Origin of the sequence: Corynebacterium humireducens NBRC 106098 = DSM 45392 (assembly GCF_000819445.1) — a bacterium.
Taxonomy (GTDB): Bacteria; Actinomycetota; Actinomycetes; order Mycobacteriales; family Mycobacteriaceae; genus Corynebacterium; species Corynebacterium humireducens.
The window spans coordinates 2,607,556-2,619,675 of the sequence record NZ_CP005286.1; the positions used below are offsets into that span (position 1 = coordinate 2,607,556).

At 68.2% G+C, this 12,120-nt stretch carries 12 protein-coding genes; 7 read left to right on the forward strand and 5 right to left on the reverse strand.

Features of this window, described 5'->3' with window-relative positions:
- Positions 1-14: 14 nt before the first annotated feature.
- Positions 15-545 carry a hypothetical protein gene (locus tag B842_RS12645; RefSeq protein WP_245631368.1) on the forward strand — a complete coding sequence of 177 codons (531 nt, stop codon included), beginning with the start codon at positions 15-17 and terminating at the stop codon, positions 543-545.
- Here B842_RS12645 and trhO read toward each other — a convergent pair.
- Together trhO and B842_RS12655 are read right to left on the reverse strand one after the other, a co-directional pair.
- Positions 542-1,459: an oxygen-dependent tRNA uridine(34) hydroxylase TrhO gene (trhO, locus tag B842_RS12650; RefSeq protein WP_040087049.1), complete on the reverse strand. Its 918-nt coding sequence runs from the start codon at positions 1,457-1,459 to the stop codon at positions 542-544. The genes B842_RS12645 and trhO overlap by 4 nt on opposite strands.
- 113 nt (positions 1,460-1,572) lie before the next feature.
- Entirely contained in the window at positions 1,573-3,066 is a 1,494-nt protein-coding gene (locus B842_RS12655) for a DUF1846 domain-containing protein (RefSeq protein ID WP_040087051.1), read from the reverse strand.
- A gap of 132 nt (positions 3,067-3,198) precedes the next feature.
- Between B842_RS12655 and B842_RS12660 the strand changes: the two genes are divergently transcribed.
- Both B842_RS12660 and B842_RS12665 read left to right on the forward strand, forming a co-directional pair.
- Positions 3,199-4,014 carry an Fpg/Nei family DNA glycosylase gene (locus tag B842_RS12660; protein WP_040087052.1) on the forward strand — a complete coding sequence of 272 codons (816 nt, stop codon included), beginning with the start codon at positions 3,199-3,201 and terminating at the stop codon, positions 4,012-4,014.
- 9 nt (positions 4,015-4,023) lie between these two features.
- Positions 4,024-5,598 carry a bifunctional ADP-dependent NAD(P)H-hydrate dehydratase/NAD(P)H-hydrate epimerase gene (locus B842_RS12665; RefSeq protein ID WP_052437950.1) on the forward strand — a complete coding sequence of 525 codons (1,575 nt, stop codon included), beginning with the start codon at positions 4,024-4,026 and terminating at the stop codon, positions 5,596-5,598.
- A gap of 25 nt (positions 5,599-5,623) precedes the next feature.
- On the opposite strand, the gene B842_RS12670 is transcribed toward B842_RS12665, so the two are convergent.
- From B842_RS12670 to B842_RS12680, 3 genes are all read right to left on the reverse strand, one after another.
- Positions 5,624-6,967 carry an MFS transporter gene (locus tag B842_RS12670; protein ID WP_040087053.1) on the reverse strand — a complete coding sequence of 448 codons (1,344 nt, stop codon included), beginning with the start codon at positions 6,965-6,967 and terminating at the stop codon, positions 5,624-5,626.
- A gap of 44 nt (positions 6,968-7,011) precedes the next feature.
- A complete protein-coding gene (locus tag B842_RS12675) occupies positions 7,012-8,316 on the reverse strand; it encodes an AMP-binding protein (RefSeq protein ID WP_040087055.1) in 1,305 nt (434 codons plus the stop codon).
- 259 nt (positions 8,317-8,575) lie between these two features.
- Positions 8,576-9,190, reverse strand: a complete 615-nt coding sequence (locus B842_RS12680) for a TetR/AcrR family transcriptional regulator (protein ID WP_040087056.1) — start codon at positions 9,188-9,190, stop codon at positions 8,576-8,578.
- Positions 9,191-9,401: 211 nt separating this feature from the next.
- Here B842_RS12680 and paaI point away from each other — a divergent pair, with 211 nt between their 5' ends.
- From paaI to paaC, 4 genes are all read left to right on the forward strand, one after another.
- Positions 9,402-9,833: a hydroxyphenylacetyl-CoA thioesterase PaaI gene (gene paaI, locus B842_RS12685; protein WP_040087057.1), complete on the forward strand. Its 432-nt coding sequence runs from the start codon at positions 9,402-9,404 to the stop codon at positions 9,831-9,833.
- A 155-nt stretch (positions 9,834-9,988) separates the two neighbouring features.
- Positions 9,989-10,963, forward strand: a complete 975-nt coding sequence (paaA, locus tag B842_RS12690) for a 1,2-phenylacetyl-CoA epoxidase subunit PaaA (protein WP_040087058.1) — start codon at positions 9,989-9,991, stop codon at positions 10,961-10,963.
- A gap of 32 nt (positions 10,964-10,995) precedes the next feature.
- The gene (gene paaB / locus B842_RS12695; protein ID WP_040087060.1) at positions 10,996-11,286 is read left to right on the forward strand and encodes a 1,2-phenylacetyl-CoA epoxidase subunit PaaB; all 291 of its coding nucleotides are present in this window, start codon (positions 10,996-10,998) and stop codon (positions 11,284-11,286) included.
- Positions 11,283-12,119: a 1,2-phenylacetyl-CoA epoxidase subunit PaaC gene (gene paaC, locus B842_RS12700; RefSeq protein WP_040087062.1), complete on the forward strand. Its 837-nt coding sequence runs from the start codon at positions 11,283-11,285 to the stop codon at positions 12,117-12,119. Before paaB ends, paaC begins: the two co-directional genes overlap by 4 nt.
- Position 12,120 lies beyond the last annotated feature (1 nt).

Sequence of the window (12,120 nt, forward strand, 5' to 3'; positions counted from 1 at the left end):
CTAAGGTTGAGACCATGAGTCACCCGGAGAACGAACCCTCTCAGCCGGATCCCGGCCGCCTGAACTGGCGGAACTTCCTGGATCACCCGGAGAATGACCTCACGGCCGACGCCGACTTCCACAACCGGCGCCCCCCGGAGCCGAAGACCGCCGAGGAGCTCGCCTCCTCCACGGACCCGATCCTCCAGCAGGAACGCAACCGCCGCTCCACCCGGCAGGCCATCGCGTGGCTGTTCGGCACCATGCTGCTGACCATCGGCGGCGGCCTCATCCTCGCCCTGGTCACCCGCCTGATGGGCGGCCCCGCGTGCGACGCCGGCGAGGCCACCTGGCTGTGCACCCGTTCCGCGCAGATCTGGTGGCCCATCGTCACCAGCGCCTTCGCCATGGGCGGCGTCATCGGCTGCGCCATCATCATGGTGCGCAAGCTCAACAGCTACACCCGCTGGCGCCCGTGGATGGGCGTGTTCTGGGTGCTCATCCCCTTCGCCATGATGTGGATGCTGCAGACCTGGCAGATCCTCATCATGGCCCTGAACAACTAGGCCCCGGACGCCACCCCGGCGGCCACCTCGGCGCAGTCCGGACGACCACAGTGCGCGGTCGCCGGCTGCGCCGCACACGATTCACAGACCAGGGCCTGCTTCCGGCAGGTGTCCTCGTTGAGGCAGTTGATGAAGTTGTTCGTGTGCCCACCGCAGTGGAGGCAGTGGCCGAGCTGCGTGTAGTCCTCGCCGAACTCCATGTGCATGCGCTTGTCGAAGACGTACAGCGACCCCTCCCACAGGCCCGAGTTGCCGTACTTCTCGCCGTAGCGGACGATGCCGCCGTCGATCTGGTACACCTCACGGAACCCGCGGTTGAGCATGAGGGAGGAGAGGATCTCGCAGCGCACACCGCCGGTGCAGTACGTGACGACGGGCCGGTCCTTCATCCAGTCGTACTTGCCGGACTCGAGCTCGTCGATGAAGTCGTGCGTGGTGGTGACGTCCGGGACGACCGCGTCACGGAACCTGCCGATCTGCGCCTCCATCGCGTTACGGCCGTCGAAGAAGACGACGTCGTCGCCGCGGGACTCGACGAGCTCGTTGACCTCCTCCGGCTTGAGGTGGACGCCGCCGCCCATGATGCCGTTCTCGTCGACCTTGATCTCCCCGGCCGCGTTGAAGGCGACGATCTCGTCGCGGACCTTCACGCTCAGCTTCGGGAAGTCCTCCGCCCCACCCTCGGACCACTTGAACTCCATGTCCCGGAAGCCCGGGTAGTCCCGCGTCTTGCGGATGTACCTCTTGCACGCGTCGATGTCACCGCCGACGGTGCCGTTGATGCCGTGCTCCGAGACGAGGATGCGTCCGCGCAGCCCGAGCGACTCGCAAAGGTCGCGCTGCCAGAGCATCACCGCCTTCGGGTCGGCGATCGGGGTGAAGCGGTAGTAGAGGAGGATTTTGCTGATGGCCACGAGGAAAAGTCTAGTCCTGCGGGGCGTGGCCTCCGATCAGGGGTATTTGAGCCGGGGCATCAGTCGGGAGGCCGGTCCGGCGCACCCGGTTGATGCCCTCAGTCGAATACCCCCTACCGCTTCCGGTACAGCGACTTGCGCCAGTACTCTGGCTCGGAGGTGACGAGCACGCCCAGGTTGCGGAAGATGTCCTCGTCCACCGAGCCGAGGATGGTGGTGGTGTGGACCTCGCAGCCGCGGAGGTTCTTCAGCTCGGCCAGGGCCCGGCGCGCGTCGTCGCTGCCGGCGGCGGACACGGACAGGGCGATGAGCACCTCGTCGGTGTGCAGGCGCGGGTTGCGGGAGCCGAGGTGCTCCGTCTTGAGGGTCTGGATCGGCTCGATCGACTCGGGGGAGAGCAGGTGCAGCTCCCGGTCGATGCCGGCGAGGTGCTTGAGGGCGTTGAGCAGCATGCCGGCCGAGCAGCCCAGCAGCGGGGTGGTCTTGCCGGTGATGATGGTGCCGTCGGCGAGTTCGATCGCGGAGCCCGGCTCGCCGGTCTGGTGGGCGACGGCCAGGGCGGGGGCGACCACGCGGCGGTCCTCGACGGTGGTGCGTGCCTTCGACATGATCATGCCGATGCGGGAGGAGACGACGTCGTCGAGGTCCTCACGGCGTTCGTCGACAAGTGCCTTGTAGTAGCGGCGCACGATCTCCTGACGGGAGGCCTCGCGGCAGATCTCGTCGTCGGAGATGCAGTGTCCGACCATGTTGACGCCCATGTCGGTGGGCGACTGGTAGGGGCTCTCCCCGGCGAGGGTCTCCAGGAGGGTGCGCAGGAGGGGGAAGACCTCGACGTCGCGGTTGTAGCTGGTGACCTGCCGGCCGTAGGCGGCGAGGTGGAAGGGGTCGATGACGTTGATGTCGTCGAGGTCGGCGGTGGCGGCCTCGTAGGCGAGGTTGACGGGGTGCTCGAGGGGGAGGTTCCAGATGGGGAAGGTCTCGAACTTGGCGTAGCCGGCCTTCACGCCCCGCTGGTACTCGTGGTACACCTGCGACAGGCAGGTGGCGAGCTTGCCGGAGCCGGGGCCCGGCGCGGTGACGACCACCAGGTCACGGCTGGTCTCGACGTAGTCGTTGACGCCGAAGCCCTGCTCGGAGACGATGCGGCGGGTGTCGGTCGGGTAGCCGGGGATGACACGGTGGCGGTGCACCTTGAGGCCCAGGCGCTGGAGGCGCTCCATGAAGGCGTGGGCGATGGGGTTGTCGTCGGTGAGCTGGGTGAGCACGACGTTCTCCACGAGGAAGCCCCGCTCCCGGAAGACGTCGATGAGGCGGAGGGTGTCCTCCTCGTACGGGATGCCGAGGTCGGCGCGGACCTTCTGGCGTTCGAGGTCCTTGGCGTTGAGGCAGACGATGATCTCGACGTCCTCCTTGATCCGCTCGAGCATGGCGATCTTGTTGTCCGGAGTGAAGCCGGGCAGGACGCGGGAGGCGTGCATGTCGTCGAAGAGCTTGCCGCCCATCTCGAGGTAGAGCTTGCCGCCGATCTCCGAGCGGCGGGCGTTGATGTGCTCCGACTGCAGTTGGATGTAACGTTCGCGATCGAATCCGATCCTGTGCGGCATGCGTGTTCCCCTGGGTTCGTGGATCTGACTGCACTGACCTTACCCGCCCCGGGTTGCGCAGCTTCCTCCACGCGTCTCACCTGGCCTGACGGTGCGCACCTGCGCTGACAGCCCACCGTTAGACTGTTCGGCATGCCTGAAGGTCATGTCATCCATCGTCTCGCCCGTGAGTTGAACGCGGGGTTCACCGGCGACGCACTGGAGGTCACGTCCCCGCAGGGTCGTTTCTCCGCCGAGGCGGCGCTTCTCGACGGCCACCGGATCGTCCGGGCCGAGGCCGTCGGCAAGCATCTGTTCATCGAGTTCGACGCACCCCACCCGGAGCACATCGTCTACATCCACCTGGGGCTCATCGGGCAGCTGCGGTTCGAGCCGGCCGGGGAGCAGGCGGGGCAGATCCGGCTGCGGATCCGCGCCGGGGACGTGGCGGCGCATCTGCGGGGGCCGCAGTGGTGCCGGCTCATCACGGAGGAGGAGTACGCGCAGATCCGGGCACGGTCGGGTGAGGACCCGATCCGTCCCGACGCCGACCCGGAGGTCCTGTGGCCGCGGATCCGGCGGTCGCGGCGCACGATCGGCTCGCTGCTGATGGACCAGAGGCTCTTCGCCGGGGTGGGCAACATCTACCGCGCGGAGACGCTGTTTCGCCTGGGGATCTCCCCGTTCCTGCCGGGTGCGCAGCTGACGAAGGCCGAGTTCGACAGCATCTGGCTCGACCTGGTGGGGCTCATGGCGGAGGGGGTGGAGTCGGGGCGCATCGACACGGTGCGGGAGATCCACACCCCGGAGGCCATGGGGCGGGCGCCCCGGAAGGACGACCACGGCGGCGAGGTGTACGTCTACCGCCGCGCCGGGCTGCCCTGCTACGTGTGCGGCACGCCGGTGTGCCACCGGGTGCTGGAGGGCCGCAATCTCTTCTGGTGCCCCTCGTGTCAGGACGGTGACTAGCCTGAGGGCATGACGTCGCGCAGCCTCGCCCATCCGGTCGCCACGATCCGTGCCTGCGAACAGGTGCTTCTCGACGCCCAACCGGAACCTGACCACCTCATGCGCCAGGCGGCCCACGCGGTGGCCGTCGCGGCGGACGCGCTGCTCAGCGACGTGGAGGCGCCGGAGGTCTGCCTGCTGGTCGGCGCCGGGGGCAACGGCGGTGACGCGCTCTACGCGGGGGCGGAGCTCGCGGCCTCCCACGGTGGCCGAGGTGTCCACGCGATCCTCCTCGGCCGGGAGGGGCGCGTGCACGAGCGGGCGTTGGCGGCCTTCGAGGAGGCCGGCGGTGTCGTCGTGCGTCACCTGCCGCCGCAGCCCGCGGGGGACCTCATCATCGACGGCGTCCTCGGCATCGGCGGCGCGGGCGGTCTCTCCCCGGAACTGGGGGCCTGGCTGCGGCGGGCCCGGGAGGAGGCGATCCCGGTCCTGGCGGTCGACGTCCCCTCGGGCGTGGACGCCGACACCGGTGCCCTGCCGGAGCACCACGTCACCGCCGACGTCACCGTGACGTTCGGTGGTCTACGCCTCGCGCACGCGGTGGGCAACGCGTGCGGTGAGATCCTCGTGGCCGACATCGCGAACGGGGAGGACTCCCTGGGTGACGCGCTGGCCCGCGAGGTGCTCGAGGGCCGTTCCCCGTATGTGCTGGTCCTGCGCGCGCTGGCCCCCTCCCGGGACTGGCCGCTGCCGCTCCACGCGCCGCACACGCCGGAGTGGTCGGGGCCGCTCGAACCCGGCGCGGGGGACGACAAGTACAGCGGCGGGGTGGTCGGCCTGTGCGCGGGGTCGGGGACGTACCCGGGGGCCGCGGTGCTCACCGCCCTGGGGGCCGTGCGTGCGACCAGTGCGATGGTCCGGTACGTCGGCCCGCTGGGGCGTGACGTCGTCCGGGCGGTGCCGGAGGTGGTCATCTCCGCCACGGTGGCGGACACCGGCCGGGTGCAGGCGTGGGTCGTCGGACCCGGCCGCGGCGAGGACGCGTCCGAGCTCGAGGAGCTGCTGGCCCGCCCCGAACCGCTGCTTGTCGACGCCGACGCGATCACCCTCCTCGCCCGCTCCCCGGAGCTGCGCTCCGCGCTGCGGGCGCGGGAGGGGGACACCCTGCTCACCCCGCACGCCGGCGAGTTCCGCCGCCTGGCCGACGCCGTCGGCGGCCTGCCGGACGTCACCGCCGACCCCCTCGGGGCGGTGCAGGCGCTGGCGGAGGACCTGCGGTGTGAGGTGCTGCTCAAGGGCCGCCGCACGATCCTGTGGACCGGCGGGCGGATCGTCACCGTCGACGCCGGCTCCTCCTGGGCCGCGACGCCCGGCTCGGGGGACGTGCTCGCCGGGATCGCGGGGGCGTGGATCGCCCGCGCCGGGATGCCCGGCGTCGTGGAGGCGGTGGCGGTCCACGGGGTGGCCACGTGGCTGTCCGCGCAGACCCCCGACGGGCCCGCACCGACCTCGGCCTCCCGGATCGCGGAGGCGGTGCCGCAGGCGACGGCACGGCTGTCACGGGGGCGTCGACAAGCGGAAAACCGCGCCACCCACGAGGGGTGACGCGGTTTCTGCGACCGGGGTGGAGCTAGTGCAGGGACTTGCCCTGAATGCCCTTCGGGACCATGAAGACCGCGATGAGCGAGATGAGGGAGACCACCGCGATGTAGATGCCGATGGAGAGGGAGGTGCCGGTGCCCTCGAGCAGCATCGTGGCGATCATCGGGGCGAAGGCACCACCGATGATGGAACCGATGGCGTAGCCGATGGAGACACCGGAGAGGCGGACCTCAGCCGGGAACATCTCGGCGTACAGCGCAGACTGCGGGCCGTAGGTGGAACCGAGCAGGATGCCGAGGACGACCATCGCCATGATGAACAGCGCGACGTTGCCGGTGTCGACGAGCAGCCAGGTCGGGATGGCCCACAGGATGGAACCGATGTAACCGAGGGCGAAGACCTGCTTGCGGCCCAGGGTGTCGGACAGAGCACCGAAGACCAGCGTCGCGACGATCCAGGAGATCGCCGTGGCGGCGGTGACGGCCAGGGTGGTGGTGCGGTCGTAACCGACGACCTTGGTGCCGTAGGAGACGATGTACGCGATGGCCAGGTAGCCCGCGGCGTTGACGCCCGCGAAGATGAAGGCGGCCAGGGCGACCTTGCCGGAGTGCTCCTTGAACAGCTTGGACAGCGGTGCGGAGGACTTCTTCTTCAGCTCCTCCAGCTCGGAGAAGACCGGGGACTCCTCGACCAGGCGACGGATGAGGAAGCCGATGACGATCAGGACGAGGGAGGAGACGAACGGGATACGCCAGCCCCAGGACTCGAACTGCTCGGTGCTCAGGGTCGCGGAGAGGACCAGCATGAACAGGGTGGCCAGCAGCATGCCGGCCGGGACGCCGACCTGCGGGAAGGCACCGAAGTAGCCGCGGCGGTGGACCGGCGCGTGCTCGACGGCCAGCAGGGCGGCGCCGCCCCACTCACCACCTGCGGACAGGCCCTGCAGGATACGCAGGAAGACCAGGATCACCGGGGCGGCGATGCCGATCTGCGCGTAGGTGGGCAGAAGGCCCATGGCCACGGTCGCGCCGCCCATGCCCAGCAGGGTGATGACGAGGACCGGCTTACGACCGAGACGGTCGCCGAGGTGGCCGGCGATGATCGCACCCAGGGGGCGGAAGAGGAACGAGATGCCCAGGGACGCCCAGGAGATGATCTGGGCCATCGTCGGGGACTCGTTGGAGGCGGGGTTGAAGTACTGGGCAGCGAAGATGAGCGCCGCTGCCTGAGCGTAGATGAAGAAGTCGAACCACTCGATCGTGGTTCCGACCATGGCGCCGGAGAGGACACGGCGGTGCTCCGCGGTGATCGGCTGCGGATCCGTGGTGGAGACCGTGCCGGTGGCGCCGGAGGCGAGAGTGTCGTTGGTCATCGCGGTGGGCTTTCTGTGGGAAGGGGGAGAGGGGGTGCTGGGGGTCAGCGGTTGTCGACGATGCGCTTGGCCTTGCCTTCGCCGCTGTCGACCTGGTCGACCACGTCGACGTCGACGGTGACGCCCATGCGGTCCTTGATGAGCTTGCGGAGGTTGAACTGCGAGTAGTTGATCTCCTCCGGGGTGCGGCCCGGGGCATGCTCGACGACCAGGGTCAGGTGGTCCATGCGGCCCCGCTTGGTGAGGACGCACTGGTAGCGCGGGCGGAGGTTCTTGTCCATGGTGATGAGCTCCTCGAACTGGGTCGGGAAGCAGTTGACGCCACGGAGGATGATCATGTCGTCGTTGCGGGCGCTGATGCGGTCCAGGCGACGCATGGAGCGGGCGGTGCCCGGCAGCAGACGGGTGAGGTCGTGGGTGCGGTAGCGGATGACCGGGAAGGCCTCCTTGGTGATCGGGGTGATCACCAGCTCGCCGAGCTCGCCGTCCGGCACCGGCTCCAGGGTCTCCGGGTCGAGGATCTCCGGGTAGAAGTGGTCCTCCCAGACGGTGAGGCCGTCCTTGGTCTCGATGCACTCCTGGGCGACGCCGGGGCCCATGACCTCGGAGAGGCCGTAGATGTCGGTGGCGTCGATGCCGAAGCCGTCCTCGAGGTCCTTGCGCATGCCCTCGGTCCACGGCTCGGAGCCGAAGATGCCGACGCGGATGGAGGAGTCGCGCGGGTCCATGCCGTTGGCGCGCATGCGGTCGAGGACGTTGAGCATGTAGGACGGGGTGCCGACGATGGCGTCCGGCTCGAAGTCACGCATGATCTCGAGCTGCTTGTCGGTCTGGCCGCCGGACATCGGGATGGCGGTGGCACCGAGCTTCTCGACGCCGTAGTGCAGACCCAGGCCACCGGTGAACAGGCCGTAGCCGAAGGTCACCTGGACGCGGTCACCGGGGCGGACGCCGCCGGCGCGCAGGGAACGGGCGACCAGGTTGGACCAGTTCTCGATGTCGTTGCGGGTGTAGCCGACGACGGTGGGACGGCCGGTGGTGCCGGAGGAGGCGTGGATGCGGGCGATCTGGTGCTTCTGGACCGCGAACATGCCGAAGGGGTAGTTCTCACGGAGGACGGCCTTGTCCGTGAACGGGAACAGGGAGATGTCCTTGAGCTCCTTGAAGTCGTCCGGGTGGACGCCCTTCTCATCGAAGGCCCGACGGTAGTGCGGGACGTTGTAGTACGCGTGGCGCAGGGTGTTCTTCATGCGCTCGGTCTGCAGAGCGGTCAGCTCATCGCGGGAGGCGTACTCGATGCTGGTCTGGGGACCGTTGATCGTGGAGGTGATATCCGTCGAGGAAGCCACGGAGTGTTCCTTTCCTACGGTCGAACACCGGCATGGGGGCCGGGACCGTGGGTTAGCAGAAATGTGAATGCCATTTACTAACCGACCAATCGGTCGGCAAGTATGTGGTGGAGATTACAACCTCACACCTGTTACTTGCAACACATTGGCCCAAGAAAGTCGGGTCCTGACACACATTGCGCCTACCCCACTACCCCCGGAAAAGGGAAAACCGCAGGTCACGGCCCCGAGCCGCGACCCACCCGATACCCCACCCCGTTTATGCCCGCGACCGGACGATTCCCGTGAAAACCATTTCGGGGGTAATCGACTCCAGATCCGCCGGCGCGTAACGGCCCTCGGGGTTGTACCACTCCACGATCGAGTTGATCATCCCGAAGATGAGGCGCGCGACGACGCCGGCCTCCAGGTCGGTGCGCAGGGAACCCTCCTCCTGCGCCCGCTTGACGACGTCCACCAGCGCCCGGGTGATCACCCGGCGGCGGGCCATGATCGCGAGCTCGGCGTCGGTGTTGCCGCGCAGACGCAGCAGCAGCCGGACGTAGGCCGGGTACTCGCACAGCACGCGGGTGGTGCCGCCGATGAGCAGGCGCAGCTGCTCGACCGGGTCGGCGGTCTCGGCGAGGGCACCCTCGACGACGGCGGTGAGCTCCTCGAGCGCCTTGTCCGTGGCCTCGACGAGGATCTCCTCCTTGGAGGCGATGTGGTGGTAGATCGCCGACTTGCTCAGCCCGAGACGCTCGGCGAGGGCCCCCATGGAGGTCGCCTCGTAGCCGCGGGCGTTGAACTCCTCCACCGCGATGCGGATGACGTCCTCGCGGGCGTAACCGGGGCGACCCCGTCCCGAGCCGGTCGGGGTGACGGTAGTGGACATGTCTCTCCTTAACAGATCCGTGCTGCACGGGGGAGTGTACGTGACCACATACAAAGAGCTTGTATTGCATTTCCTACACAAAGTGACCCGCATCACGTACACTGACCGCTCAATACCGACCGATCGGGCGGTATTTCCGCGGCAGGAGGCGGCACTCGTGCCCCTGACCTGCGCCGACGACACCATTCCGCCAGTCCCACAGGAGTTCAGCATGACCCAGCTTCTCGCCCCCGGCGTCGCCCAGGGAGCCAAGTACGACCACGTCCGCACCATGTTCGAGGAGGATCTGGCCTCCGCGGGCCTGGGCATGGTCATCACCCACATCGGCGACGGCGAGGCCCGGGGCCACTTCACGATCCGCCCCGACATGTGCAACGGCCACGGCACCGCCCAGGGCGGCTACCTCTTCACCTTCGCCGACTCCCTGTTCGCCGGCGCCTGCAACTCCACCGGCAACATCGCGGTCGCGGCCCAGGTGGGCATCCACTACATCGCACCCGCCCGCGAGGGCGACGTCGTGGAGGGCCACGCGGTCGAGCGTCGCGTGTGGGGACGCAACGGGATCACCGACGTCACGCTCACCGTCAACGGCGAGCCCATCGCGGAGTTCCGCGGCACATCCCGTGTGGTCAGAGCGATCTGACGGGGGCAGCGGACACCCGCCAAACCACACCCGTCCGAAAGAAAGTGATCTACGCCATTGACATGGATCACACCCCACCCATATACTGACCGAACGATCGGTAATTAAATGCCGACGAGACCGTTGTCGAACTTCACCCGAACGAAGGATCACCGATGACCACCGCCACCGAAAACCTCTCCCCCGCCGATGCGGCCGGGCAGGAGAACTTCGACCGCCTCATCGCGGAAGACTCCCGCATCGAGCCCACCGACTGGATGCCTGCCGCATACCGCAAGACCCTGACCCGTCAGATCTCCCAGCACGCACACTCGGAGATCATCGGCATGCAGCCGGAGGCGAACTGGATCACCCGCGCGCCCTCCCTGAAGCGCAAGGCCATCCTCATCGCCAAGGTCCAGGACGAGGCCGGCCACGGCCTCTACCTGTACTCGGCCGCCGAGACCCTGCAGACCGGCCGCGACGAGCTCGTCGACCAGCTGCTCGAGGGTCGCGCCAAGTACTCCTCGATCTTCAACTACCCGGCACGCACCTGGGCCGACATCGGAGCCATCGGCTGGCTCGTCGACGGTGCCGCCATCGCGAACCAGGTCCCGCTGTGCCGTGCGTCCTACGCACCCTACGGCCGCGCCATGGTCCGCATCTGCAAGGAGGAGTCCTTCCACCAGCGCCAGGGCTGGGAGATCCTCTACGAGCTCTCCCACGGCACCCCGGAGCAGAAGCAGATGGCACAGGAGGCCATCAACCGCTTCTACGGCCCGGCACTGCAGATGTTCGGCCCGCCGGACAACGACTCCCCGAACTCCAAGCAGTCCATGGACTGGAAGATCAAGCGCTTCTCCAACGACGAGCTGCGCCAGCGCTTCGTCGACATGATCGTCCCGCAGGCCGAGGCCCTGGGCCTCCACTTCGAGGACCCGGACCTCAAGTGGAACGAGGAGCGCGGCCACTACGACTTCGGCGAGCTCGACTGGGCCGAGTTCTACTCCGCCATCAAGGGCGCCGGCCCCTGCAACGTCCAGCGCATGCAGCGTCGCCGCCAGGCCTTCGAGGAGGGTGCCTGGGTCCGCGAGGCCGCAGCCGCCTACGCCGAGAAGTACCAGTCCTCCGACTCCCAGCTCATCGCCTAACACGCCCCCACACATCAAGGAGCACATCAGAAATGTCTGACCAGCAGCACTGGCCCATGTGGGAGGTCTTCGTCCGAAGCTCCCGCGGTCTGTCCCACGTCCACGCAGGCTCCCTGCACGCCCCGGACGCCACCATGGCCCTGCGTAACGCACGCGACCTGTACACCCGTCGCAACGAGGGCACCTCCGTGTGGGTCGTCCCCACCGAGGCCGTCACCGCCTCCGACCCGGACTCCAAGGGCGGCTTCTTCGAGTCGGCCTCCGGCAAGAACTACCGCCACGCCACCTACTACGAGAAGTCTGAAGGGGTGCCGCACCTGTGAGCAGCTTCGCAACCGTTGATTCCGCCACCCGCCAGACCCAGGGTGACTCCCTCACCGCCGAGGACGTCCAGGGCCTCGGCGCCAAGGCCAGCGAGGACGTCGCCGCCTACGCCGCCATGCTGGGCGATGACGCCCTCATGCTCGGCCAGCGCCTGAGCTGGTGGATCTCCCGTGCGCCGGAGATGGAGGAGGACATCGCCCTCGCCAACATCGCACTGGACCTGATCGGCCACACCCGCTTCCTGTACTCCTACGCCGGCACCGCGTGGGACAAGACCGAGGACGACCTCGCCTACTTCCGCGAGGAGGAGGAGTTCCGCTCCGCCCGCCTCATGGAGCAGGAGAACGGTGACTTCGGCCAGACCATCGCCCGTCAGCTGATCGCCTCGTACTACATGCTCGGCCTGTACACGGCCCTGCTGGACTCCAAGGACGAGACCCTCGCCGCCATCGCCGCGAAGGCCGTCAAGGAGGTCGAGTACCACGTCGACCACGCGAACCAGTGGGTTCTGCGTCTCAGCCTGGGCACCGAGCTGTCCAAGCACCGCATCGAGGAGGGCCTGTTCTACATGTGGCCCTACGTCGATGAGCTGTTCGAGGACCTGGAGCTGCACACCCGCCTCGCCGAGCAGGGCATCGCCGTCCTGCCGTCGAGCCTCCGCGCCGAGTTCGACGAGCGCATCAAGCACGTGCTCGACACCGCCGAGCTGGAGATCCCGCAGACCCCGCAGGCCATGTCCGGCCAGCGCACGGGCCGCTTCTCCGAGCTGCGCGCCTACATCCTCGCCGAGCTGCAGGTCTTCGCCCGCAAGCACCCCGGCGCCACCTGGTAAG